This window comes from Staphylococcus muscae (assembly GCF_003019275.1).
GTDB classification, from domain to species: Bacteria; Bacillota; Bacilli; order Staphylococcales; family Staphylococcaceae; genus Staphylococcus; species Staphylococcus muscae.
Genome location: NZ_CP027848.1, coordinates 1,066,422 through 1,090,669, shown reverse-complemented (window position 1 = coordinate 1,090,669; position 24,248 = coordinate 1,066,422). Strand labels below are relative to the sequence as shown.

The following is a 24,248-nucleotide window of genomic DNA, read 5'->3' as shown; positions in this document are numbered from 1 at the left end:
TTCGAGGTTGAGATGAACATGCTACTTTCGGATATATCGTATCGGTTTCCGAAATATACAAAGCGGTTACATCTCAGCTTCAGGCATTTTTTATTTTGTTAGAAATGGCATTTGAACTTATCATAGGATTCTTTGATATGAAAACCAAGTGTATCAAATCGAGACACGAGTTGGTGATTTTTACTTCTTATCTTGAAGTGAACCGTTTGAATGTCATTATCTTGGCAAGCGTGATGAATGGCGTGTTGAATGAGATCAAATGCGATGCCTCTCAACCGATAATCTGTATGTGATGAGAAGTACTTGATCTCGGCACGTTCTGTCTGCGCATCTAGTACAAGGTATAGGTAGCCTTTCAGTAGTCCTTCTTCTACATATAAAAATAACTTATGTGAGTCATCCAGATGATTTACGATTGTTTCTGCAGTTTCGGATGAATGTTGGAATGCTTTTTCGTGCAATTTTTTTAAGTGACGGAAGTAGACAGGTTGGTAGTCAATGATGAGATGATCGCGCTCTGACTCACCCAAATCTTGAGTGGCTTCTAGATGGTAATCGGTAAAAGTATAGGCAGCACCGATTGATTTCATATAAGACTTAATGGCAGGATGTGCTGTTGAAAATGAAAAATAATATGTAGAAGGTCGATGATGATGTGCAGTTGCTGATTCGAATAGTTGTTTGAGATCATGTTCTGTAAAAGTAGCACCTTGACGATAGATAGGGCCGATAACTTGATATCTATGTTCGGCATAAGGTGTGCAGATAAGTACCATTGCTAGACCATTGCTATCTTGTGTTGTATGTAGTTGGTGATGATAATCTGCATTTGATAAGTATGTCTGTAATGATTCAGTGCAATCCACTGGTAATTTATGTACGTATGATTGATTTTTTGAGAGGTTATCTTGAATGAATGTTGCGACATGAGAAAAATCTTGTATATAGTTAGTTTTCATAGTCAGTCCCCCAATAATAACGTGATACTTTTATTATAAAGACTTTGAGCGACAAATCAAACAACCACACAACCGGTTTGCCAACTGATAAAATTGACGTGTTACAATAGGAGAGGTAAATAAAATAGCGATGTAATCCCAATTGGGCATAAAAGAGGAGAAAGATGTATGAAAGCATTAATTTTAGCTGAAAAACCATCAGTAGGTCGAGATATTGCGAAGGCACTACAAGTCAATGCAACGAAGCAAGGATACTTTGAAAATAATGCGTATATTGTTACGTGGGCGCTCGGTCACCTTGTAACCAATGCGACACCTGAACAGTATGATAAGTCGTTGCAACAATGGCGTATGGAAGACTTACCGATCATACCAAAGCATATGAAAACAGTCATTATCAATAAGACGAGAAAGCAATTTAACACAGTACAAAAACTGATGCAAAGAGATGATGTTAAGCAAATTATTATTGCGACTGACGCCGGACGAGAAGGGGAACTTGTAGCACGTCTTATTATCGATAAGGCCCGTATCAAGAAGCCAATTAAGCGGTTATGGATTAGTTCTGTGACAACAAAAGCTATTCGTGATGGTTTTAAACATTTGAAGGACGGGTCACAATACCACAACTTATACCAGGCAGCATTAGCACGAAGTGAAGCAGATTGGATTGTAGGTATCAATGCGACACGTGCACTCACAACAAAATACGATGCACAGCTGTCTTTAGGCCGTGTACAAACACCAACGATTCAATTGATTCATATGCGTCAACAAGAGATTAAAAACTTTAGACCACAAGATTATTACACGTTATCAATCAAGTTGAATGGCGTGAAGTTTGATTTTCGACAAGAGCGTAGGATGACGGATCGTACCGAATTAGAGACACTTGTTAATGAATTGAAAGGGCAAGAAGTTGAAATTGTATCAATTGACACAAAGGATAAAAAATCATATCCGAGCCCACTGTTTAATTTGACAGACTTACAACAAGCGGCTTATCAACGTTACCACATGGGGGCAAAGCAAACATTAAATACATTGCAACAGTTATATGAACGACATAAGCTTGTTACATACCCTCGTACTGATTCAAACTACTTAACAACGGATATGGTAGGGACGTTGAAGGAGCGTTTACAAGCGACAATGGGGACAACGTACCTTGATGTGGCTAAGTCATTAATGCAACAGAAATTTGATGCGAAAGCAAGGTATATCAATAATCAGAAGGTATCCGATCACCATGCGATTATTCCAACTGAAGTTCGTCCTAATATGAGTGACTTATCACCGAATGAGCAAAAGATTTACTTATTGATTGTGCAACGATTTTTAGAAGTGTTATCACCACCGTATCGTTATGTTGAGCAAAAAGTGACTGCGAAATTTGGGGATGTAACTTTTGTGAATCAGATGCAACAACCGATTGAATTAGGATTTAAAAAGCTGCAAACAGACGTACAACAGCGAGAAAAGACAGCAGACTTTGAAAAGGGAAGTCGTATAAAAATACAAGATGCAACGATACAAGCACATCAAACGACACCGCCGCCTTACTTCAATGAAGGAACATTATTGAAGGCGATGGAGCGTCCTGACAAGTTCTTCTCATTGAGAGATAAGAAGTCAGCACAAACACTTAAAGAAACAGGTGGTATCGGAACGGTTGCAACACGTGCGGATATTATCGACAAGTTGTACAGTATGAATGCGATTGAGAATCAAAACGGCAGCATTAAGGTGACGTCGAAAGGAAGACAGATTTTAGAGTTAGCGCCTGAAGCACTTACATCACCAGTGCTAACTGCGAAGTGGGAGGATAAGCTGTTACGCATAGAAAAAGGACAACTAAAACGTCAGCAGTTTATTGCAGAGATGAAAGACTTCACGCAACAAATCATTGAAGAAATTAAACAGAGCGAGCAGAAGTACAAGCATGACAACTTGACGTCTGCCGAATGTCCGACGTGCGGAAAGTTCATGTTAAGAGTGAAAACTAAAAATGGTTCTATGCTCGTATGTCAAGACCCAAGCTGTAAGACGAAAAAAGATGTCAAAACCCAAACAAAAGCACGCTGCCCACAATGTAAGAAGCGGTTGACAAAGTTTGGTGTCGGAAAACAAGCTACTTATCGTTGTAGCTGCGGTTATACAGAAACACAAGAGCAGATGGATAAACGCTTTAAAAACAAAGGGAAAGATAAAGTATCCAAACGTGACATGAAAAAATATATGAAAGATGACACGATGGAAAACAATCCATTTAAGGAAGCGCTCAAAGGATTAAAAGGATAAATGTCTAAAAATCGAACAAAAATCTAAAAATTAAAGATAAAGTTCGTATTTAATATTGAAATTCTGATTGTACCGTATTAGAATGAATGAGTATTTTAAATAAAGGAGCCAATGACAGTGAGAAGATACTTCCGCTTTGACGAGCATCAGACTAACTATAAACGAGAAATTCTCGGCGGTCTTACAACGTTTTTATCGATGGCATATATTTTAGCCGTCAATCCACAAGTTTTAAGCTTAGCAGGTGTTGATGGTGTGCCTGCAGATCAGAAGATGGACCAAGGTGCTATTTTCGTAGCGACAGCACTTGCAGCATTTGTAGGTTGTTTATTTATGGGGCTTATCGCCCGCTACCCAATTGCACTTGCACCTGGTATGGGATTGAATGCGTTCTTCGCATTTACAGTTGTTCTAACTATGGGAATTCCATGGCAAGTCGGTTTAACAGGCGTATTCTTTTCCGGATTTGTATTTGCCATTTTAACAGCAACAGGTTTGAGAGAAACGATCATTAATGCAATTCCTTATGAGATGAAATTAGCAGTATCTTCCGGTATTGGTTTATTCATTACATTTGTCGGTCTACAAAGTTCAGGAATTATCGTAAACAACGATGCAACTTTAGTTACTTTAGGTAAGATTACTGACCCACCCGTATTATTAGCCGTTTTCGGTATTATTGTAACTGTGATTCTGTATACTAAGAAGGTGCCTGGTGCAATCTTCTTAGGGATGGTTCTAACAGCGATTGCAGGTCTTGTTACACAACAAATTGCACCGCCAACAGGTATTGTAGGGAAAGTTCCAAGTATCGCTCCAACATTTGGTGCTGCTTTCGAATCATTCCAAGACCCAGCGCAATTATTTACGATTCAATTTTTAATTGTTATCTTGACATTCTTATTCATCGATTTCTTTGATACTGCTGGTACAATTGTAGCAGTAGCCAATCAGGCAGGGTTTATGAAAGATAACAAGCTACCTCGTGCAGGACGTGCGTTATTTGCAGACTCATTAGCAACAATGACGGGTGCTGTGTTTGGTACTACAACAACAACATCATACATCGAATCAACGTCAGGTGTTGCAGTAGGTGCACGTACTGGTTTAGCGAGTATCGTAACAGGCATCTGTTTCTTATTAGCATTATTCTTCAGTCCACTAATGGCTGTTGTAACATCGGCAGTCACAACACCAGCATTGGTTGTAGTAGGTGTGTTAATGGCTTCTAACTTAGCTGACATTAGCTGGAAGAAGTTTGAAGTAGCTGTACCAGCATTCGTTACAATCATTATGATGCCTTTATCATATTCAATTGCGACAGGTATTGCGTGTGGTTTCATCTTCTATCCAATCACAATGTTATTAACGAAACGTCATAAAGAAGTACATCCAATCATGTATGCATTGATGATTATCTTCATCTTATATTTTGTATTTGTACATGGTTAAGGAATAAAAATAACAACAAAATAGCCCGACTACTCATCGTATAAGAAGAGTAGTCGGGCTATTTACTTTGTTAGTGATTATCATATTATTTTCGATGTGAATCGTCGTCGTATATCACACGTGCATGTGCATTAGGAAGATAAGTAGGTGTTGCAAATAAAATGATTAACATAAAAATAAGTAGAATAAGCATCAGCCAGTGCAGAATCATACCAATCACAGGAATAATCGCTACACAATTTACAATGGCACCTAATAATGGAATTAACACCATCGGGCGAATTGTATTTTGCTTATCAAAGATTAACACTAGAACCATCACAATATAAATGAAAATATTAAATGCTAAAGGCTGCCATCCTAATGCGAGAACATACCATCCACCAAGGAATGGAAACCCAGCGATAAATTCTGAAACAAGTACGATTAAGGTAAAAACTGTTAGAAGTGTTTTAACTTTTTTTGTCATAGACAATACCTCATATCTTTCTAAAAATTTGTCGTTGTCTACCATTATAATCAAACACTCATTAAAGAACAAAAAATTTTGTATAAATGGTTGAACTTAAGCGTCATTTACAGTAAAATGACATGGTATGTGATTAGATATAAAAATTCTTGAGAAACTATTGCAAAGACGCAACTTTTCTTGTAGAATATCTAATGTTGGACTTTTTAATGCGATGAAGCGAAAGGTTACTGACACACCCGGCCGCTTTGCCATGGCGTTGTGTGAGATAGTTTTCGTGGAGAAGTCTATCACTTATATGAAGACGAATAAGGAGGGTAAATAATGGCAAAACAAAAAATCAGAATCAGATTAAAAGCTTATGACCACCGTGTCATCGATCAATCAGCAGAGAAAATCGTTGAAACTGCTAAACGTTCTGGAGCGGACGTATCAGGTCCAATCCCATTACCAACTGAAAAATCAGTGTACACAATCATCAGAGCGGTGCATAAGTACAAAGATTCACGTGAACAATTCGAACAACGTACACACAAACGTTTAATCGACATTGTTAACCCTACACCAAAAACAGTTGACGCTTTAATGGGCTTAAACTTACCATCAGGTGTAGACATCGAAATCAAATTATAATTAAAAATTTTTAGGAGGTGGACTTTCGATGACCAAAGGAATCTTAGGAAGAAAAATTGGTATGACACAAGTATTCGGTGAAAACGGGGACTTAATTCCTGTAACAGTAATCGAAGCAAAAGAAAACGTAGTATTACAAAAGAAAACTGAAGAAGTAGATGGCTACAACGCGATCCAAATCGGTTTTGAAAACAAAGAAGCATATAAAAAAGGTAGCAAAACTAACAAATATGCAACTAAACCAGCTGAAGGTCACGCTAAAAAAGCAGGCACAGCACCTAAGCGCTTCATTCGTGAATTCAGAAACATCAATGTTGACGAATACGAAGTAGGTCAAGAAGTCTCAGTTGATACATTCGAAGTTGGAGACGTAATTGACGTAACAGGAACTTCAAAAGGTAAAGGTTTCCAAGGCGCAATCAAACGTCACAACCAAGCACGTGGACCAATGTCTCACGGTTCTCATTTCCACAGAGCACCAGGTTCAGTAGGTATGGCGTCAGACGCATCACGTGTATTCAAAGGACAAAAATTACCAGGCCGCATGGGTGGTAACACAGTCACTGTTCAAAACTTAGAAGTTGTTCAAGTAGATACGGAAAACAGCGTAATTTTAGTAAAAGGTAACGTACCTGGTCCTAAAAAAGGTTTTGTACAAATCCAATCAGCAATCAAAGCTAATAAATAATTAGTAGTGAAAGGAGGAAATGCATAATGGCAAATTATGATGTATTCAAAGTTGATGGAACTAAAGCAGGTTCTGTTGAACTTAACGATGCGGTATTCGCAATCGAACCAAACAACGATGTTTTATTTGAAGCTATTCAATTACAACGCGCTTCATTACGCCAAGGAACGCATGCGGTAAAAAACCGTTCAGCAGTTCGTGGTGGTGGACGTAAACCATGGAGACAAAAAGGTACAGGACGTGCACGTCAAGGTACTATCCGTGCTCCACAATGGCGTGGCGGTGGTGTGGTATTCGGACCAACACCAAGAAGCTACTCATACAAAATGCCTAAGAAAATGCGTCGCTTAGCATTGAAATCAGCACTTTCATTCAAAGTTCAAGAAAATGAATTCAAAATCGTTGACAGTTTCAACTTAGAAGCGCCAAAAACAAAAGAATTCAAAGCAACTTTAACTAACTTAGAATTACCTAAAAAAGTTCTTGTTGTTACTCTTGGTGATGTAAATGTTGAATTATCAGCACGTAATATCCCAGGTGTTCAATTCACAACACCAGAAGGCTTAAACGTATTAGAATTAACACATGCTGACAGTGTTTTAATCACTGAAGAAGCAGCTAAAAAAGTTGAGGAGGTGCTCGGATAATGGAAGCAAGAGATATTCTAAAGCGCCCCGTAATCACAGAAAAATCATCTGAAGCAATGGCTGAAGATAAATACACATTTGACGTTGATGTTCGTGCAAACAAAACACAAGTCAAAACAGCAGTAGAACAAATCTTTGATGTTAAAGTTGACAAAGTCAACATCATCAACTACAAACCTAAGAAAAAACGTGTAGGCCGTTACCAAGGTTACACAAACAAACGTCGCAAAGCGATTGTTACATTAAAAGAAGGTCAAATCGACCTATTCAACTAAAATTCCCATTACCATTAAGGAGGTAAACGACAATGGCTCTTAAACATTATAAGCCAATTACTAATGGTCGTCGTAATATGACTACATTAGATTTCTCTGAAATTACAGAGTCAAAACCTGAAAAGTCATTATTACAACCGCTACCGAAAAAAGCGGGTCGTAACAACCAAGGTAAATTGACTGTACGCCATCACGGTGGTGGACACAAACGTCAATACCGTGTGATTGATTTCAAACGTAATAAAGACGGAATCGCTGGTAAAGTTGATTCAATTCAATATGATCCAAACAGATCAGCAAATATTGCTTTAATCGTATATGCAGATGGTGAAAAACGCTACATCATCGCACCTAAAGGATTAGAAGTAGGTCAAATCGTTGAAAGTGGTTCAGAAGCTGACATCAAAGTTGGTAACGCACTTCAATTAAAAGACATTCCAGTAGGTACAGTTATTCATAATATCGAATTAAAACCAGGCCGTGGTGGCCAAATCGCACGTTCTGCTGGTGCAAGCGCACAAGTATTAGGTAAAGAAGGTAAATACGTTCTTGTAAGACTTCGTTCTGGTGAAGTTCGTATGATTCTTTCAACTTGCCGTGCAACAGTAGGACAAGTTGGTAACCTCCAACACGAACTTGTAAATGTCGGTAAAGCCGGTAAATCAAGATGGTTAGGTAAGAGACCAACAGTTCGTGGTTCTGTAATGAACCCTAACGATCACCCACACGGTGGTGGTGAAGGCCGTGCGCCAATCGGACGTCCATCTCCAATGTCACCATGGGGTAAACCAACTCTTGGTAAGAAAACACGTCGTGGTAAGAAACGTTCAGATAAACTTATCGTACGTGGACGTAAGAAAAAATAAAAATAGCTTATTTGGGTGTGCGGCGTAATCGCTGCACGCACATAATAAGAAAGGAGGCGCCATTATGGCTCGTAGTATTAAAAAGGGACCTTTCGTCGATGAGCATTTAATGAAAAAAGTTGAAGCTCAAGGTGATAGTCAAAAGAAACAAGTAATCAAAACTTGGTCACGTCGTTCAACAATTTTCCCAAACTTTATTGGACACACATTCGCAGTATACGATGGACGCAAACACGTACCTGTATACGTAACTGAAGATATGGTTGGTCACAAATTAGGTGAATTTGCTCCAACACGTACGTTCAAAGGTCACGCTGCAGACGACAAGAAAACAAGAAGATAAACCATTTCTAATAAGTAAAGGAGGAAATACGAATGGAAGCAAAAGCGGTTGCTAGAACTATCAGAATCGCACCTCGTAAAGTACGATTAGTATTAGATCTAATCAGAGGTAAAGACGTAAGAGAAGCAGTAGCTATTTTAAAATTAACAAACAAAGCCTCTTCTCCAGTAGTAGAAAAATTATTAATGTCCGCTTTAGCTAATGCTGAGCACAACTATGGTATGAACACTGACGAATTAGTTGTTAAAGAAGCATATGCTAACGAAGGACCAACTTTAAAACGTTTCCGTCCACGTGCTCAAGGGCGTGCAAGTGCAATTAACAAAAGAACAAGCCACATTACAATCGTTGTAAGTGATGGTAAAGAAGAAGCTCAAGAAGCTTAATCAAATCATTAAGGAGGGAACATTGTGGGTCAAAAAATTAATCCAATCGGACTTCGTGTTGGTGTAATTCGTGACTGGGAAGCTAAATGGTATGCTGAGAAAGACTTCGCATCACTTTTACACGAAGACTTAAAAATTCGTAAATTTATTGATAAAGCATTAAAAGACGCATCAGTATCTCATGTTGAGATCGAGCGTGCTGCTAACCGCATCAATATCGCAATTCACACTGGTAAACCAGGTATGGTAATTGGTAAAGGCGGTTCAGAAATCGAAAAACTTCGCAACAAATTAAACCAATTGACTGATAAAAAAGTTCACATCAACGTTGTAGAAATCAAGAAAGTAGATCTTGATGCACGTTTAGTAGCTGAAAATATCGCACGTCAATTAGAAAACCGTGCTTCATTCCGTCGTGTTCAAAAACAAGCTATCGGAAGAGCAATGAAACTTGGTGCAAAAGGTATCAAAACTCAAGTATCAGGTCGTTTAGGTGGCGCTGACATCGCGCGTGCTGAACAATATTCAGAAGGAACTGTACCACTTCATACATTACGTGCTGACATTGATTACGCACATGCTGAAGCAGACACTACTTACGGTAAGTTAGGTGTTAAAGTATGGATTTATCGTGGTGAAGTTCTTCCTACTAAGAAAAATAGTGAAGGAGGAAAATAATTATGTTACTACCAAAGCGTGTAAAATATCGTCGTCAACATCGTCCTGACACAAAAGGTCGTTCAAAAGGCGGTAACTTTGTAACATTCGGTGAGTATGGTCTTCAAGCAACTACAACATCTTGGATTACATCTCGTCAAATCGAATCAGCTCGTATCGCTATGACACGTTACATGAAACGTGGCGGGAAAGTTTGGATTAAAATCTTCCCTCATACACCATATACACAAAAACCTTTAGAAGTACGTATGGGTGCTGGTAAAGGTGCGGTTGAAGGCTGGATCGCAGTTGTAAAACCAGGTAGAGTATTATTCGAAGTAGCAGGCGTATCTGAAGAAGTTGCGCGTGAAGCACTACGTTTAGCAAGCCACAAACTTCCAGTTAAAACGAAGTTTGTAAAACGTGAAGAATTGGGTGGTGAATTAAATGAAAGCTAAGGAAATTAGAGACTTAACCACTTCAGAAATCGAAGAACAAATCAAATCTTCAAAAGAAGAGCTTTTTAACCTACGCTTTCAATTAGCTACAGGTCAATTAGAAGAGACTGCTCGTATCAAAACTGTAAGAAAAACGATCGCACGTCTAAAAACTGTTGCACGTGAAAGAGAATTAGAACAAGGTAAAGCAAACCAATAATAGTTGAAAGAGGAGGTTACTAAAGTGAGCGAAAGAAATGATCGTAAAGTTTACGTTGGTAAAGTTGTTTCAGATAAAATGGACAAAACAATCACTGTTTTAGTTGAAACTTACAAAACACACAAACTATATGGTAAACGTGTTAAATACTCAAAAAAATATAAAACACATGATGAAAACAATTCAGCTAAATTAGGAGATATCGTTAAGATTCAAGAAACGCGTCCTTTATCAGCGACAAAACGTTTCCGTTTAGTAGAAATTGTCGAAGAATCAGTAATTATTTAATGACTATTTAAAGATAAGGGAGGTATAATCATGATCCAACAAGAAACACGCTTAAAAGTAGCAGATAACTCTGGTGCTCGTGAAGTTCTTACAATCAAAGTATTAGGTGGATCTGGCCGTAAAACAGCGAACATCGGTGATGTCATCGTAGCAACTGTTAAAAATGCTACACCTGGTGGCGTTGTTAAGAAGGGTGATGTTGTTAAAGCTGTTATCGTACGTACAAAATCAGGTGTACGTCGTAAAGACGGTTCATACATCAAATTTGACGAAAATGCATGTGTTGTAATCCGTGATGACAAAGGCCCACGTGGTACACGTATTTTTGGACCTGTTGCACGTGAATTACGTGATGGAAACTTTATGAAAATCGTTTCCCTTGCACCAGAAGTACTTTAATTAGCGAAATCATATAAACAAATTCAAGGAGGTGCCCACATGCATATCAAAAAAGGTGACAACGTTATCGTTATCGCAGGTAAAGACAAAGGTAAAACTGGTAAAGTTGTAGAAACTCAACCTAAAAAAGACCGTGTTGTAGTTGAAGGTGTGAACATGATCAAAAAACACCAAAAACCTACACAATTCAATCCTGAAGGTGGAATCTTAGAAACTGAAGCTGCTATTCACGTTTCTAACGTACAAGTATTAGACCCTAAAACAAACGAACCTACACGTGTAGGCTACAAATTTGTTGACGGTAAAAAAGTTCGTATCGCAAAAAAATCTGGCGAAGAAATCAAGTCTAATAAATAATAATTGTTGAAAGGAGGATCCACTTTGAATCGTTTAAAAGAAAAATTTAACTCAGAAGTTACAGAGAACTTAGTTAAAAAATTCAATTATAGTTCAGTAATGCAAGTACCTAAAATTGACAAAATCGTTGTGAACATGGGTGTTGGTGATGCAGTTCAAAACTCTAAAGTATTGGACACAGCTGTTGAAGAATTAACAGCAATCACTGGTCAAAAACCATTAATCACAAAAGCTAAAAAATCAGTTGCGACATTCCGTTTACGTGAAGGTATGCCAATTGGTGCCAAAGTAACATTACGTGGTGAAAGAATGTATGAATTCTTAGATAAATTAATTTCTGTTTCACTTCCACGTGTACGTGACTTCCGTGGTGTTTCAAAAAATGCATTTGACGGTCGCGGTAACTACACATTAGGTGTTAAAGAGCAATTAATTTTCCCTGAGATTGACTATGATAAAGTATCAAAAGTACGTGGAATGGATATCGTTATCGTAACGACTGCTAACACTGACGAGGAAGCTCGTGAATTGTTAACACAATTCGGTATGCCATTTCAAAAATAATCTCTGAAGGAGGCTAATTAAGTGGCTAAAAAATCAATGGTTGCTAAGCAACAACGTAAACAAAAGTTCCAAGTCCGTGAATATACACGCTGTGAACGCTGTGGTCGTCCACACTCTGTATATCGTAAATTCAAACTTTGCCGTATTTGTTTCCGTGAATTAGCTTACAAAGGTCATATTCCTGGCGTACGTAAAGCTAGCTGGTAAAATATTAAACTCTTGAAAGGAGGCAACAAACTATGACATTGTCAGATCCAATTGCAGATATGTTAACTCGCGTAAGAAACGCAAACATGGTACGCCATGAAAAATTAGAGTTACCTGCATCAAACATTAAAAAAGAAATTGCTGAAATCCTTAAAAGTGAAGGTTTCATCAAAAATGTAGAATATATCGAAGATGATAAACAAGGTGTTATCCGCATATTCTTAAAATATGGTTCAAACAACGAGCGTGTTATTACAGGCTTAAAACGTATTTCTAAACCAGGTTTACGCGTTTATGCTAAAGCTAGCGAAATGCCAAAAGTATTAAATGGTCTTGGTATCGCTTTAGTATCTACTTCTGAAGGTGTAATCACTGACAGAGAAGCTAGAAAACGTAATGTTGGTGGAGAAGTATTAGCATACGTTTGGTAATATAAAATAAATAAGGAGGTGCCATAGCATGAGCCGTGTTGGTAAAAAAATTATCGAGATCCCTAGCGACGTTACTGTAACTATCGATGGTAATACAGTTGCCGTTAAAGGACCTAAAGGTGAATTATCACGAACTTTAAACCCAGAAATGACTTATAAACAAGAAGAAAACACACTTGAAGTTGTAAGACCATCAGATTCTAAAGAACACAGAACTGTTCATGGTACAACTCGTGCGTTAATCAATAATATGGTGCAAGGTGTATCTAAAGGATACGAAAAAACATTAGAACTTATCGGTGTTGGTTACCGTGCACAAGTACAAGGTTCTAAACTTGTATTAAACGTTGGTTATTCTCATCCTGTTGAATTCGAAGCTGCTGAAGGTATTACTTTCTCAGTAGAAAAAAATACGACTGTCAAAGTTGAAGGTATCGACAAAGAATTAGTAGGTGCAACAGCATCAAAAATTCGTGACGTTCGTCCACCAGAACCTTATAAAGGTAAAGGTATTCGTTACCAAGGTGAATATGTTCGCCGTAAAGAAGGTAAAACTGGTAAATAATAAATAAACTCTAAAGAAAGGAGTATTGACATGATCAGCAAAATTGATAAAAACAAAGTACGTTTAAAAAGACATGCACGTGTTCGTACGAAATTGTCAGGTACTAGCGAAAGACCACGTCTTAACGTATATCGTTCTAATAAACATATCTATGCACAAATCATTGATGACACTAAAGGCGTAACATTAGCGCAAGCGTCTTCTAAAGACAGTGGCGTAGATGCATCAGCAACTAAAGTTGAATTAGCAACTCAAGTTGGTGAAGCAATCGCTAAAAAAGCGACTGAAAAAGGAATCGAAGCAGTTGTATTTGATCGTGGAGGATACTTATTCCACGGACGTGTAAAAGCATTAGCAGATGCAGCTCGCGAAAATGGACTTCAATTTTAATTTAAAGGAGGGACAACTCAATGGCTCGTAGAGAAGAAGAAGTTAAAGAATTTGAAGAACGCGTTGTTACGATTAACCGTGTTGCGAAAGTTGTTAAAGGTGGACGTCGTTTCCGTTTCACAGCATTAGTAGTAGTAGGTGACAAAAATGGCCGCGTTGGTTTCGGTACTGGTAAAGCACAAGAGGTACCAGAAGCAATCAAAAAAGCAGTTGAAGCTGCGAAAAAGAACCTTATCACAGTTCACCGTGTTGACGGAACTACTCCTCACACAATTACTGGACGTTTCGGTTCAGGAAGTGTTTTAATGAAACCAGCTGCACCTGGTACAGGTGTTATCGCAGGTGGTCCAGTTCGTGCCGTACTTGAGCTTGCAGGTATCACTGATATCTTAAGTAAGTCATTAGGTTCTAACACACCAATTAACATGGTACGTGCTACAATCGACGGTTTACAAAACTTAAAAAATGCTGAAGATGTTGCCCGTTTACGTGGTAAATCAGTAGAAGAATTATACAATTAAGGAGGGAACAGATAAATGGCTAAAATTCAAATTACCCTCACTCGAAGTGTTATCGGTCGTCCAGAAACACAACGTAAAACAGTTGAAGCATTAGGTCTTAAAAAAATGAATTCTTCTGTTGTTGTTGAAGACAACGATGCAATTCGTGGACAAATCAACAAAGTAAGTCACTTAGTAACAGTAGAAGAAAAATAATCAAGGAGGTGCCGAAATGAAATTACATGAATTAAAACCATCAGAAGGTTCACGTAAAGTACGTAACCGCGTAGGTCGTGGTGCTGGTACTGGTAACGGTAAAACTAGTGGTCGCGGTCAAAAAGGTCAAAAAGCCCGTTCAGGTGGTGGCGTAAGACCAGGTTTCGAAGGTGGTCAATTACCATTATTCCGCCGTATTCCAAAACGTGGTTTCACTAACATCAACCGTAAAGAATACGCAATTGTTAACTTAGACCAACTTAACAAATTTGAAGATGGTACTGAGGTAACACCTGAGTTATTAATTGAAACAGGCGTTGTTAAAAACGAAAAATCTGGTATTAAAGTTTTAGGTAATGGTTCATTAGAGAAAAAATTAACTGTAAAAGCACATAAATTCTCAGCTGCAGCCCAAGAAGCAATTGAAGCGAAAGGCGGAGCACACGAGGTGATCTAATGTTTCATACGCTTGTAAACTTCTTTAAAACTAAAGAAGTAAGAAACAAGATACTTTTTACTCTTGCAATGTTAGTAATTTTCAAAATAGGTACGTATATTCCAGCACCTGGTGTAGATCCAGCAGCTTTTGATAATCAACGAGGTTCTCAAGGCGTCACTGACTTGTTAAACACGTTTGGTGGCGGTGCCTTGAAGAACTTTTCTATCTTTGCTATGGGGATTATGCCTTACATCACAGCTTCTATCGTTATGCAATTGTTACAAATGGATATAGTGCCTAAGTTTACTGAATGGGCAAAACAAGGTGAAACTGGACGTAAAAAGATCAGTACTTTTACACGTTACTTCACAATTATTCTTGCCTTCATTCAATCAATAGGGATGTCATTCCAATTCAACACATATTTGGATGGTGCACTTATTAAAAACCAAAGCGTATGGTCATATCTATTAATTGCAATTGTTTTAACAACAGGAACTGCATTTTTAATGTGGTTAGGTGAACAAATCACGCAATATGGTGTTGGTAATGGTATTTCTATCATTATCTTTGCAGGTATCTTATCTTCACTTCCATCAGCCTTGATTCAATTCTATCAACAAGAATTCATCGGGCAAGATGATGTGACATTAGCTTGGTTAAAAGTAGCAGGCCTTGTAATAGGTATGATTCTTTTAACAGTTGGTGCAGTTTATGTACTACAAGCGATTCGTAAAATACCGATTCAATATGCAAAGAAACAATCCAAAATGCAACTCGGTTCACAAGCAACGTATTTACCTTTGAAAGTAAACTCTGCAGGGGTTATTCCAGTCATTTTTGCAATGGCATTCTTCTTATTACCAAGAACTTTGACATTGTTTTTCCCTAAAGCAGATTGGGCGAAGTCAGTTGCGACTTATGCAGATCCATCTCACAGTGTGGGAATGATTGTATATGTTATTTTGATCATTGCATTCACATATTTCTATGCATTTGTTCAAGTTAACCCTGAAAAAATGGCAGATAACCTGAAGAAGCAAGGTAGTTATGTTCCGGGTATTAGACCGGGCATTAATACTAAAAAATATATTACGAAAGTCTTATATCGCTTAACGTTTGTAGGATCTATTTTCTTAGCAGTCATTGCGATCTTACCAATTATTGCAACGAAATTTATGAACTTACCACAATCCATTCAAGTGGGTGGTACAAGCTTACTAATCGTTATCGGTGTAGCAATCGAAACGATGAAGAGCTTAGAAGCACAAGTGAATGAAAGAGAGTATAAAGGCTTTGGTAGACGTTAATTTTTAGGAGGGCATAGTATGAACATTATTTTAATGGGATTACCTGGTGCTGGTAAAGGGACACAAGCGAGTGAAATAGTTAAAAAATATCCAATCCCTCACATTTCAACAGGGGATATGTTCAGAAAAGCAATTAAAGACGAAACTGAACTTGGAAAAGAAGCTAAGTCATACATGGATCGCGGTGAACTTGTACCAGATGAAGTTACAGTAGGAATTGTAAAAGAACGCATTTCAGAAGATGATGCAAAAAAAGGATTCTTACTAGATGGATTTCCTCGAACAATTGAACAAGCTGAAGCGCTTAATTCAATTTTAGAAGAACTAGGTAGAGAAATCGACGCAGTTGTTAACATCGAGGTTCCTGAAGAAGAGTTGATGAATCGTCTTACTGGACGTCGCATTTGTGAAACATGTGGGACAACATATCATCTTGTTTTCAATCCTCCTAAGGTTGAAGGTGTTTGTGATCTTGATGGTGGTAAGCTTTACCAACGTGAAGATGACAACCCAGAAACAGTTGCGAATCGTTTGAATGTCAATATCAAACAATCTAAACCGATTTTAGATTTCTACGGTCAACAAGGTGTATTGAAAAATATTGACGGATCTAAACAAATCGATGCTGTTTCAGAGGATGTAATCCAAATTTTAGAATCACTTAAATAGAACGACTTGGATGCAATTCGCTTTTAAGAAGTCGTTAGTAATAAATTAGTTGAAACAAATTATGTGACATTAATGATAATGATGATTTTGAAGTGAAATCCAGGCTACTATAATCGAGTTGATATTCTAGAATCCTTACAACTGAAAAGGAGGAGTTAATCAATGGCGAAACAAGACGTAATCGAACTTGAAGGTACAGTACTTGATACTTTACCAAATGCAATGTTTAAAGTAGAATTAGAAAATGGCCATGAGATTCTTGCACATGTAAGTGGTAAGATTCGCATGAACTATATTCGTATTCTACCTGGCGATAAAGTAACAGTTGAAATGTCTCCGTATGATTTAACACGCGGCAGAATCACATATCGTTATAAATAATTGTCACTCCATCATTGAAGGAGGTATAAAAAATGAAAGTAAGACCATCAGTGAAACCTATTTGCGAAAAATGTAAAGTCATTAAACGTAAAGGTAAAGTAATGGTAATTTGTGAAAACCCTAAACACAAACAAAAACAAGGTTAATTAAAAGAGAGGTGTAAATATAATGGCACGTATTGCAGGAATTGATATCCCACGTGATAAGCGCGTAGTAATTTCATTAACATATGTCTACGGTATCGGTAAAGCAACAGCACAAAAAATTCTTTCAGAAGCGAACGTTTCAGAAGATACACGTGTAAAAGATTTAACTGATGATGAGTTAGGTCGTATTCGTGAAGTTGTTGATGGTTATAAAGTTGAAGGTGACTTACGCCGTGAAACTAACTTAAACATCAAACGTTTAATGGAAATCTCATCATACCGTGGTATCCGTCACCGTCGTGGTTTACCAGTAAATGGTCAAAAAACAAAAAACAATGCGCGTACGCGTAAAGGCCCAGTTAAAACTGTTGCTAACAAGAAAAAATAATAGGTAAAGGAGGCAAATAGTACTATGGCACGTAAACAAGTATCACGTAAACGTAGAGTGAAAAAGAATATTGAAAATGGTGTAGCACATATCCGTTCTACATTTAACAATACAATTGTAACTATTACAGATGAATTCGGTAATGCTTTATCATGGTCATCTGCAGGTGCGCTTGGTTTTAAAGGTTCTAAAAAATCTACACCATTCGCAGCACAAATGGCATCAGAAACAGCTTCAAAAGCTGCAATGGAACACGGTTTAAAATCAGTTGAAGTAACTGTAAAAGGACCTGGACCAGGTCGTGAATCAGCGATCCGTGCGTTACAATCAGCTGGTTTAGAAGTAACAGCGATTAAAGACGTTACTCCAGTACCTCACAATGGTTGCCGTCCACCAAAACGTCGTCGCGTATAATTTTAATTTACTTTGTCACATGGTTAAAAAGTTTATATTTTATACAAATCGACGTATTTAAGGAGGATATGTAAATGATTGAAATTGAGAAACCTAGAATTGAAACAATTGAAGTTAGTGATGATGCTAAGTTCGGTAAGTTCGTTGTTGAACCACTAGAACGTGGTTACGGTACTACACTAGGAAACTCCTTACGTCGTATCCTACTATCATCATTACCAGGTGCGGCTGTGAAATATATCGAAATCGAAGGTGTTTTACATGAATTCTCAGCAATCGATAACGTTGTAGAAGACGTTTCAACAATTGTAATGAATATTAAAAAGCTAGCGCTTAAAATTTATTCTGAAGAAGAGAAAACACTAGAAATCGATGTTAAAGAAGAAGGCGAAGTCACTGCAAAAGATATCACACATGACAGTGATGTTGAGATCTTGAACCCAGACCTTAAAATTGCAACAGTTTCTAAAGGTGGTCACTTCAAACTACGTTTAGTTGCAAATAAAGGACGCGGATATGCTTTAGCAGACCAAAACAATTCAAGCGATATGCCTATTGGTGTTATCCCTGTTGATTCTTTATACTCACCAGTTGAGCGTGTGAACTACACAGTTGAAAATACACGTGTTGGTCAAAGTTCAGACTTTGATAAATTAACATTAGATGTATGGACAGATGGTTCAATCACACCACAAGAATCAGTTTCTTTAGCTGCGAAAATTATGACTGAGCATTTAAATATCTTTGTTGGTTTAACTGACGAAGCACAAAATGCAGAAATCATGATTGAAAAAGAAGAAGATCAAAAAGAAAAAGTACTTGAAATGTCTATTGAAGAATTAGACTTATCTGTACGTTCTTATAACTGTCTGAAACGTGCGGGTATCAACTCAGTACAAGAACTCGCTGACAAATCAGAGGCTGATATGATGAAAGTTCGTAACTTAGGTCGAAAGTCTCTTGAAGAAGTAAAACACAAATTAGAAGACTTAGGTTTAGGCCTAAGAAAAGAAGATTGATAAAGGAGGTTAACTCATGGGTTACAGAAAATTAGGTCGTACGTCAGATCAACGTAAAGCAATGTTACGCGATTTAGCAACTTCATTAATCGTTAACGAACGTATCGAAACTACTGAAGCGCGTGCGAAAGAACTTCGCAGTGTTGTTGAAAAATTAATTACTTTAGGTAAAAAAGGTGATTTAGCTTCTCGTCGTAATGCCGCTAAAACATTACGTAACGTTGAAATCTTAAACGAAGATGAAACAACACAAACAGCTTTACAAAAATTATTCGGTGAAATCGCTGAACGTTATCAAGAACGTCAAGGTGGTTACACTCGTATCGTTAAAGTTGCACCTCGTAAAGGTGACGGCGCTTTAACAGTAATTATCGAATTAGTATAATCAATACACACTACTACATTTAAAGCAAATGAGTGCAACGATAATGTTTGCCACATACAAATATTGTCTAGCTCAGAGCATCCCATCCAACTAAATATTGCAGATATAGCGTGATCTCAATAGGATGGGGTGCGCGCTTTTTTATGCATATACTTAGTATCATCGTTTAAGACCTGCCATTGTGCAGGTCTTATTTGCGTTGTGTGCATTCTAAGGTTGTACAGGTGTTATTTTTTTAGGTAAAATGAAATGGTATGTTATTGTAACTGATATGTCACAATTAGATAAATGTTCAAAAGGCACAACTATCTATCATGCTATCCAGTGCTATTTTAGAGTTACATTTTTATTTCATCAAATAAAGGAGCCAATCGTATGTCAACAGAACCATTACTAAAAATACAAAATGTTTCATTCCGATATGATGAAGAAACCGAACACATATTGAAAAATATTAGCTTTACTGTGAAGGAAGGCGAATGGGTTTCGATTGTTGGTCATAATGGCTCTGGTAAGTCTACATTGGCAAAACTCATTGCAGGTGTTGAGAACACATTTGATGGTGATATTAAAATTGAAAATCAAACGATCAAAAGCACATCTTTATCAGCTTTTCATCACCATATTGGTTTTGTATTTCAAAATCCTGACAATCAATTTGTAGGTTCAACCGTAAAATATGATGTTGCGTTTGGGTTAGAAAATAGACAAGTTTCATATGAGAAAATGCATCAAATTGTCTCACGAGTCTTGAAGGATGTTGATATGAAAGATAAAAAAAACTATGAGCCGACTGCTTTATCAGGTGGACAAAAACAGCGTGTAGCCATTGCAGGGGTTCTTGCCCTACAACCAAAGCTCATTATATTGGATGAAGCGACATCTATGCTTGATCCTGAAGGTAAGAAAGATATTATGTCGATGATTCAATACCTCAATCAAGAACAGGGGATGACTGTGTTATCTATTACACATGATTTATCTGAGGTAGTCACATCAGATAAGGTTATTGTCTTAAATAAAGGGTCTGTGGCGTTATCTGGTACAGTGGATGATATATTTGCTCACGCAGATACTTTAGTGGCATACGGGCTTGATATGCCCTTTGAGATGCGTGTAGCGCAATTGTTAGATCTACAAAAGGGCTTTTTAACATATGATGAATTATTGGAGTGTTTGACATGATAGAATTTCACGATGTTTCTTATACTTATCAACAACGCACCCCTTATGAATTTCAGGCACTCAATCTTGTGACAACTTCATTTGAACAAGGTCGTTATTACGCTATTATTGGCAAAACAGGCTCTGGCAAGTCAACGCTGATACAGCATTTGAACGGACTGCTCAAGCCAAGTCGTGGCAAATTACAAATATTAGATGTACCTGTCACACGAAAAACAAAAGATAAGGCCTTACATGAAGTGAGAAAACGTATTGGCATGGTATTTCAATTTCCAGAATCTCAATTGTTTGAACAAACAGTGGAACATGAAATATTGTTTGGTCCCAAAAACTTTGGTTTAGATTTAACGAAAGCACGTCAAAAAGCAGTGACGTTATTAGAAAAACTCAACCTTGATGCAGAACAAATGATGAAACAGTCACCATTTCTGCTCTCAGGTGGGCAGATGCGTAAAGTGGCAATCGTTGCTATTCTGGCAATGGATCCAGACATCCTTGTCTTAGATGAACCAACGGCTGGCTTGGATCCTAAGAGTAAAAGACAAGTGATGCATTTATTTAAAGAAATACAGCTTAAAGAGCACAAAACCATTATTCTTGTAACCCATGATATGAACGATGTAGCGATGTATGCAGATGAAGTGAAAGTGATGTCAAAAGGGCGTGTAATGAATAGCCAGCCACCTGAGAAGCTGTTTAGAGATACTGAGTACGTACAATCATTACATCTTGAATTACCTGATATTGTGCAGCTACAACGAGATATAGAATCTCGATTGTATATACAATTTAATCAATTAGCGATGACAGAAGAGCAGTTTGTAGAGATGTATAAAAGGTGGAGGGACGAACATGAAAGATAAGTTGATTATTGGTCGTTATTTACCTTTGGATTCAGTATTACATCGTCTAGATCCACGCAGTAAATTTTTGTTTGTTTTTTTATTTATTATTGTCATTTTCTTCAGTCATGACTGGTTAGCATATATATGGCTTGGCTTCGTTCTATATGTTTTTTTAAGATTGGGACGTATCCCCTTGTGGTTTTTACTAAAGGGATTGTTACCACTATTTGTGTTTTTAAGTTTAACGTTGTTGATGCACCTATTTTTAACAAAAGGCGGGGTACGGCTGTTTGAGTGGGGGATTATTTCAATTGATTCACACGGATTGCAAGAAGGACTGTTGATTGTTTTACGGTTATCATATATCATGATTATTTCAACCATCTTGACATTGACGACAAGTCCGCTTGATTTGACAGATGCCTTTGATCGATTATTCAAGCCGTTGAGATATTTGAAAATCCCAGTAGCAGCATTAAGCATGATGATGGCGATTGCACTGCGTTTTATTCCAACTTTGATGGAAGAACTTGATAAGATTATTAATGCACAAAAATCACGGGGCGCAGCATTTGCGAGCGGTTCTTTAATGTCGAGAATTAAAGCATTTGTTCCATTATTTATTCCATTGTTCATTTCAGCATTTCAGCGTGCAGAAGAACTCGCTATTGCGATGGAAGTACGTGGATACGATGCGAATGCAGAGCGCACAAGTTATCGACGTCTCGAATGGCAATTGCAAGATACAGTCGCATTATTCTGTATTATTCCGATTGCCGCTGTCTCTTTGACGATTCGTTATATTATATAGAGAGGATTTAAAGTGATGCCAAGAATTTTAGTAAAAATTAGTTATCATGGGGGACAATTTTTAGGCTTTCAAATTCAAAATCAAGGGCGCACAGTTCAAGGATATTTTGAGAAAATACTAAAGCGTATGCATAAACAACCTGTACGCATCCACCCGTCGAGCCGTACAGATCGCGGCGTGCACGCAAAAGAACAGTATTTTCATTTTGATACGGAGTTGAATATTGAGCCAACAAAATGGCAGTATGCGTTGAATAGAAGCCTTCCAGATGACATCTACGTTCATGATGTACAGTTTGTTGATGACAACTTTCATTGTCGTTATGATTGTGTAGGTAAAACCTATCGCTATTCGGTCTATCAATCAGAACATCGTAATCCTTTCTTATCACAATTGAAGACGTTTGAATCGAATCCATTGGATATTGTGGCAATGAATGAAGCAGCACAACATTTTATTGGAACACATGATTTTACATCTTTTTGTTCTCAAAAAACTGAGGTGGAAAGTAAAGAGCGGACAATATACGAAAGTCGCGTAGAACAGACAGCAGAAGGTTTAGACTTTGTGATAACAGGGTCTGGTTTCTTATATAATATGGTACGTGTTATCATGGCGTATATATTGGAAGTAGGAAAAGGAAAGCGAGAAGCAGCAGACGTCCCAAAATTACTTGAAGCAAAAGATCGCAATCTTGTTCCACATACAGCACCTTCAGAAGGCTTGTATTTAGAAAAGGTATACTTAAGTCCAGAAGCGTTACAAGCGGATTTTGGTGAAGGAATTAAAATTCACTATAAAAAATCCACGCAAAATTCTTAAAAGCAATTGACATTTGGGCTTATAAATTATATCATAGTTAACGGTATTGTTTTATATCCACCCCACGATAAGCCCCGGAAACTTATTGTGTTACAAGATATAGAAGCAGGAAGAGAACAGTCAACGGAAACAACAATCGTTTACTGATTGAATTTAAAAAGAAACATCTATTTTTAGGAGGACTCAATTATGCGTCAAACTTTCATGGCTAACGAATCAAACATTGAACGCAAATGGTACGTTATTGATGCTGAAGGACAAACTTTAGGTCGTTTATCATCAGAAGTAGCGTCTATCTTACGCGGTAAAAATAAAGTAACTTACACACCACACGTTGATACAGGTGACTATGTAATCATCATCAACGCTTCAAAAATCCAATTCACTGGTAAAAAAGAAACTGACAAAATTTACTACCGTCACTCAAATCACCCAGGTGGTTTAAAATCAATCACTGCTGGTGAATTAAGAGCAACTAACCCAGAGCGTTTATTAGAAAAATCAATCAAAGGTATGTTACCAAGTTCACGTTTAGGTGAAAAACAAGGTAAAAAATTATTTGTCTATGGTGGCGCTGAACATCCACACGCTGCACAACAACCAGAAAACTACGAGTTACGTGGTTAATTAGAAGGAGGAAATTACATTGGCACAAGTTGAATATAAAGGCACAGGCCGTCGTAAACACTCAGTAGCACGTGTACGTTTAGTACCAGGTGAAGGTAACATCACAGTTAACGGTAAAGATGTACGTGACTACTTACCATTCGAATCATTAATCTTAGACTTAAACCAACCATTCGACGTTACAGAAACTAAAGGTAACTATGATGTTTTAGTTAACGTTCACGGTGGTGGTTTCACTGGACAAGCACAAGCTATCCGTCACGGTATCGCACGTGCATTATTAGAAGCAGATCCTGAGTACAGAGGTTCATTAAAACGCGCTGGTCTCTTAACACGTGACCCACGTATGAAAGAACGTAAAAAACCAGGTCTTAAAGCTGCACGTCGTTCACCACAATTCTCAAAACGTTAATATCGTTTATACAAGCACTTTCCAATCTTATGTTGGGGAGTGCTTTTTTTGTGAGCCCGGCATGAGTAATAACTTGACGGTGAAAGTCCGTTACAGGCTTGGTAGTAGGAACTGTTAGTGAAAGACAAGGGTGTCCATTGCGAAG

The 24,248-nt window shown here is 37.6% G+C and carries 39 protein-coding genes; 37 read left to right on the top strand and 2 right to left on the bottom strand.

Annotated features, from left to right (window positions below; translation table 11 throughout):
- Positions 1–98 precede the first annotated feature (98 nt).
- The gene (locus C7J88_RS05515; RefSeq protein ID WP_095117624.1) at positions 99–959 is read right to left on the bottom strand and encodes a GNAT family N-acetyltransferase; all 861 of its coding nucleotides are present in this window, start codon (positions 957–959) and stop codon (positions 99–101) included.
- A gap of 168 nt (positions 960–1,127) precedes the next feature.
- Here C7J88_RS05515 and C7J88_RS05510 point away from each other — a divergent pair, with 168 nt between their 5' ends.
- Positions 1,128–3,260, top strand: coding sequence for a DNA topoisomerase III (locus C7J88_RS05510; RefSeq protein ID WP_095117623.1), 2,133 nt, complete (start codon positions 1,128–1,130; stop codon positions 3,258–3,260).
- Between the two features lie 117 nt (positions 3,261–3,377).
- On the top strand, positions 3,378–4,712 hold the full coding sequence (locus C7J88_RS05505) for an NCS2 family permease (RefSeq protein ID WP_095117622.1): 1,335 nt from the start codon (positions 3,378–3,380) through the stop codon (positions 4,710–4,712).
- 85 nt (positions 4,713–4,797) lie between these two features.
- Here C7J88_RS05505 and C7J88_RS05500 read toward each other — a convergent pair whose 3' ends face one another.
- Complete coding sequence (locus C7J88_RS05500; protein ID WP_095117621.1) at positions 4,798–5,181, bottom strand: hypothetical protein; 384 nt, start codon at positions 5,179–5,181, stop codon at positions 4,798–4,800.
- 324 nt (positions 5,182–5,505) lie between these two features.
- On the opposite strand from C7J88_RS05500, the gene rpsJ reads away from it, so the two are divergent.
- The 35 genes from rpsJ (at position 5,506) to rpsI (ending at position 24,103) form a co-directional block, all read left to right on the top strand.
- Positions 5,506–5,814, top strand: coding sequence for a 30S ribosomal protein S10 (gene rpsJ / locus C7J88_RS05495; protein ID WP_001118667.1), 309 nt, complete (start codon positions 5,506–5,508; stop codon positions 5,812–5,814).
- A gap of 28 nt (positions 5,815–5,842) precedes the next feature.
- Complete coding sequence (rplC, locus tag C7J88_RS05490; protein WP_095117620.1) at positions 5,843–6,502, top strand: 50S ribosomal protein L3; 660 nt, start codon at positions 5,843–5,845, stop codon at positions 6,500–6,502.
- A 26-nt stretch (positions 6,503–6,528) separates the two neighbouring features.
- Positions 6,529–7,149, top strand: a complete 621-nt coding sequence (gene rplD / locus C7J88_RS05485) for a 50S ribosomal protein L4 (RefSeq protein WP_095117619.1) — start codon at positions 6,529–6,531, stop codon at positions 7,147–7,149.
- Positions 7,149–7,424 (top strand): 50S ribosomal protein L23, encoded by a 276-nt coding sequence (gene rplW / locus C7J88_RS05480; protein ID WP_095117618.1) that lies wholly within the window; start codon positions 7,149–7,151, stop codon positions 7,422–7,424. The genes rplD and rplW overlap by 1 nt, the downstream gene beginning before the upstream one ends.
- Before the next feature lie 32 nt (positions 7,425–7,456).
- Positions 7,457–8,290, top strand: a complete 834-nt coding sequence (rplB, locus tag C7J88_RS05475) for a 50S ribosomal protein L2 (protein ID WP_095117617.1) — start codon at positions 7,457–7,459, stop codon at positions 8,288–8,290.
- Positions 8,291–8,354: 64 nt separating this feature from the next.
- On the top strand, positions 8,355–8,633 hold the full coding sequence (gene rpsS / locus C7J88_RS05470) for a 30S ribosomal protein S19 (RefSeq protein ID WP_044359572.1): 279 nt from the start codon (positions 8,355–8,357) through the stop codon (positions 8,631–8,633).
- Positions 8,634–8,665: 32 nt separating this feature from the next.
- Entirely contained in the window at positions 8,666–9,019 is a 354-nt protein-coding gene (gene rplV, locus C7J88_RS05465) for a 50S ribosomal protein L22 (protein ID WP_016426354.1), read from the top strand.
- A 24-nt stretch (positions 9,020–9,043) separates the two neighbouring features.
- Positions 9,044–9,697: a 30S ribosomal protein S3 gene (gene rpsC / locus C7J88_RS05460; RefSeq protein ID WP_044359571.1), complete on the top strand. Its 654-nt coding sequence runs from the start codon at positions 9,044–9,046 to the stop codon at positions 9,695–9,697.
- Positions 9,698–9,699: 2 nt separating this feature from the next.
- Positions 9,700–10,134, top strand: a complete 435-nt coding sequence (gene rplP / locus C7J88_RS05455) for a 50S ribosomal protein L16 (RefSeq protein WP_095117616.1) — start codon at positions 9,700–9,702, stop codon at positions 10,132–10,134.
- A complete protein-coding gene (gene rpmC / locus C7J88_RS05450; RefSeq protein WP_014613220.1) occupies positions 10,124–10,333 on the top strand; it encodes a 50S ribosomal protein L29 in 210 nt (69 codons plus the stop codon). The genes rplP and rpmC overlap by 11 nt, the downstream gene beginning before the upstream one ends.
- 24 nt (positions 10,334–10,357) lie before the next feature.
- Complete coding sequence (gene rpsQ / locus C7J88_RS05445; RefSeq protein WP_000004086.1) at positions 10,358–10,621, top strand: 30S ribosomal protein S17; 264 nt, start codon at positions 10,358–10,360, stop codon at positions 10,619–10,621.
- Between the two features lie 30 nt (positions 10,622–10,651).
- Complete coding sequence (gene rplN / locus C7J88_RS05440) at positions 10,652–11,020, top strand: 50S ribosomal protein L14 (protein WP_095117615.1); 369 nt, start codon at positions 10,652–10,654, stop codon at positions 11,018–11,020.
- Between the two features lie 39 nt (positions 11,021–11,059).
- A complete protein-coding gene (gene rplX / locus C7J88_RS05435) occupies positions 11,060–11,377 on the top strand; it encodes a 50S ribosomal protein L24 (RefSeq protein ID WP_095117614.1) in 318 nt (105 codons plus the stop codon).
- A 24-nt stretch (positions 11,378–11,401) separates the two neighbouring features.
- On the top strand, positions 11,402–11,941 hold the full coding sequence (gene rplE / locus C7J88_RS05430) for a 50S ribosomal protein L5 (RefSeq protein ID WP_044359552.1): 540 nt from the start codon (positions 11,402–11,404) through the stop codon (positions 11,939–11,941).
- A gap of 21 nt (positions 11,942–11,962) precedes the next feature.
- Positions 11,963–12,148, top strand: coding sequence for a type Z 30S ribosomal protein S14 (locus tag C7J88_RS05425; protein ID WP_095117613.1), 186 nt, complete (start codon positions 11,963–11,965; stop codon positions 12,146–12,148).
- A gap of 32 nt (positions 12,149–12,180) precedes the next feature.
- Positions 12,181–12,579: a 30S ribosomal protein S8 gene (rpsH, locus tag C7J88_RS05420; RefSeq protein ID WP_095117612.1), complete on the top strand. Its 399-nt coding sequence runs from the start codon at positions 12,181–12,183 to the stop codon at positions 12,577–12,579.
- Positions 12,580–12,607: 28 nt separating this feature from the next.
- Positions 12,608–13,144, top strand: a complete 537-nt coding sequence (gene rplF / locus C7J88_RS05415; protein WP_095117611.1) for a 50S ribosomal protein L6 — start codon at positions 12,608–12,610, stop codon at positions 13,142–13,144.
- A 30-nt stretch (positions 13,145–13,174) separates the two neighbouring features.
- Entirely contained in the window at positions 13,175–13,534 is a 360-nt protein-coding gene (gene rplR / locus C7J88_RS05410) for a 50S ribosomal protein L18 (RefSeq protein ID WP_095117610.1), read from the top strand.
- Positions 13,535–13,554: 20 nt separating this feature from the next.
- Positions 13,555–14,055: a 30S ribosomal protein S5 gene (gene rpsE, locus C7J88_RS05405; RefSeq protein WP_095117609.1), complete on the top strand. Its 501-nt coding sequence runs from the start codon at positions 13,555–13,557 to the stop codon at positions 14,053–14,055.
- A gap of 15 nt (positions 14,056–14,070) precedes the next feature.
- A complete protein-coding gene (rpmD, locus tag C7J88_RS05400) occupies positions 14,071–14,250 on the top strand; it encodes a 50S ribosomal protein L30 (protein ID WP_095117608.1) in 180 nt (59 codons plus the stop codon).
- Positions 14,251–14,266: 16 nt separating this feature from the next.
- Complete coding sequence (gene rplO / locus C7J88_RS05395) at positions 14,267–14,707, top strand: 50S ribosomal protein L15 (protein WP_095117607.1); 441 nt, start codon at positions 14,267–14,269, stop codon at positions 14,705–14,707.
- Entirely contained in the window at positions 14,707–15,999 is a 1,293-nt protein-coding gene (gene secY / locus C7J88_RS05390; RefSeq protein WP_095117606.1) for a preprotein translocase subunit SecY, read from the top strand. Before rplO ends, secY begins: the two co-directional genes overlap by 1 nt.
- A gap of 18 nt (positions 16,000–16,017) precedes the next feature.
- Complete coding sequence (locus C7J88_RS05385; RefSeq protein ID WP_095117605.1) at positions 16,018–16,668, top strand: adenylate kinase; 651 nt, start codon at positions 16,018–16,020, stop codon at positions 16,666–16,668.
- Positions 16,669–16,830: 162 nt separating this feature from the next.
- Positions 16,831–17,049: a translation initiation factor IF-1 gene (gene infA, locus C7J88_RS05380; protein WP_001118443.1), complete on the top strand. Its 219-nt coding sequence runs from the start codon at positions 16,831–16,833 to the stop codon at positions 17,047–17,049.
- Positions 17,050–17,081: 32 nt separating this feature from the next.
- Complete coding sequence (gene rpmJ, locus C7J88_RS05375) at positions 17,082–17,195, top strand: 50S ribosomal protein L36 (RefSeq protein WP_002509257.1); 114 nt, start codon at positions 17,082–17,084, stop codon at positions 17,193–17,195.
- 22 nt (positions 17,196–17,217) lie between these two features.
- Entirely contained in the window at positions 17,218–17,583 is a 366-nt protein-coding gene (gene rpsM, locus C7J88_RS05370; protein WP_095117604.1) for a 30S ribosomal protein S13, read from the top strand.
- Between the two features lie 24 nt (positions 17,584–17,607).
- Positions 17,608–17,997, top strand: coding sequence for a 30S ribosomal protein S11 (rpsK, locus tag C7J88_RS05365; protein ID WP_014613235.1), 390 nt, complete (start codon positions 17,608–17,610; stop codon positions 17,995–17,997).
- A gap of 74 nt (positions 17,998–18,071) precedes the next feature.
- Positions 18,072–19,016: a DNA-directed RNA polymerase subunit alpha gene (locus C7J88_RS05360; protein WP_095117603.1), complete on the top strand. Its 945-nt coding sequence runs from the start codon at positions 18,072–18,074 to the stop codon at positions 19,014–19,016.
- 16 nt (positions 19,017–19,032) lie between these two features.
- Entirely contained in the window at positions 19,033–19,401 is a 369-nt protein-coding gene (rplQ, locus tag C7J88_RS05355) for a 50S ribosomal protein L17 (RefSeq protein WP_037567144.1), read from the top strand.
- Positions 19,402–19,776: 375 nt separating this feature from the next.
- Complete coding sequence (locus C7J88_RS05350; protein WP_095117602.1) at positions 19,777–20,586, top strand: energy-coupling factor transporter ATPase; 810 nt, start codon at positions 19,777–19,779, stop codon at positions 20,584–20,586.
- Positions 20,583–21,449 carry an energy-coupling factor transporter ATPase gene (locus tag C7J88_RS05345; RefSeq protein WP_095117601.1) on the top strand — a complete coding sequence of 289 codons (867 nt, stop codon included), beginning with the start codon at positions 20,583–20,585 and terminating at the stop codon, positions 21,447–21,449. Before C7J88_RS05350 ends, C7J88_RS05345 begins: the two co-directional genes overlap by 4 nt.
- A complete protein-coding gene (locus C7J88_RS05340; protein WP_095117600.1) occupies positions 21,439–22,242 on the top strand; it encodes an energy-coupling factor transporter transmembrane component T family protein in 804 nt (267 codons plus the stop codon). The genes C7J88_RS05345 and C7J88_RS05340 overlap by 11 nt, the downstream gene beginning before the upstream one ends.
- 15 nt (positions 22,243–22,257) lie before the next feature.
- Positions 22,258–23,064, top strand: coding sequence for a tRNA pseudouridine(38-40) synthase TruA (gene truA, locus C7J88_RS05335; protein ID WP_095117599.1), 807 nt, complete (start codon positions 22,258–22,260; stop codon positions 23,062–23,064).
- Between the two features lie 189 nt (positions 23,065–23,253).
- Complete coding sequence (rplM, locus tag C7J88_RS05330; protein ID WP_095117598.1) at positions 23,254–23,691, top strand: 50S ribosomal protein L13; 438 nt, start codon at positions 23,254–23,256, stop codon at positions 23,689–23,691.
- Between the two features lie 19 nt (positions 23,692–23,710).
- Positions 23,711–24,103 (top strand): 30S ribosomal protein S9, encoded by a 393-nt coding sequence (rpsI, locus tag C7J88_RS05325; protein WP_229709397.1) that lies wholly within the window; start codon positions 23,711–23,713, stop codon positions 24,101–24,103.
- Positions 24,104–24,248: the final 145 nt, after the last annotated feature.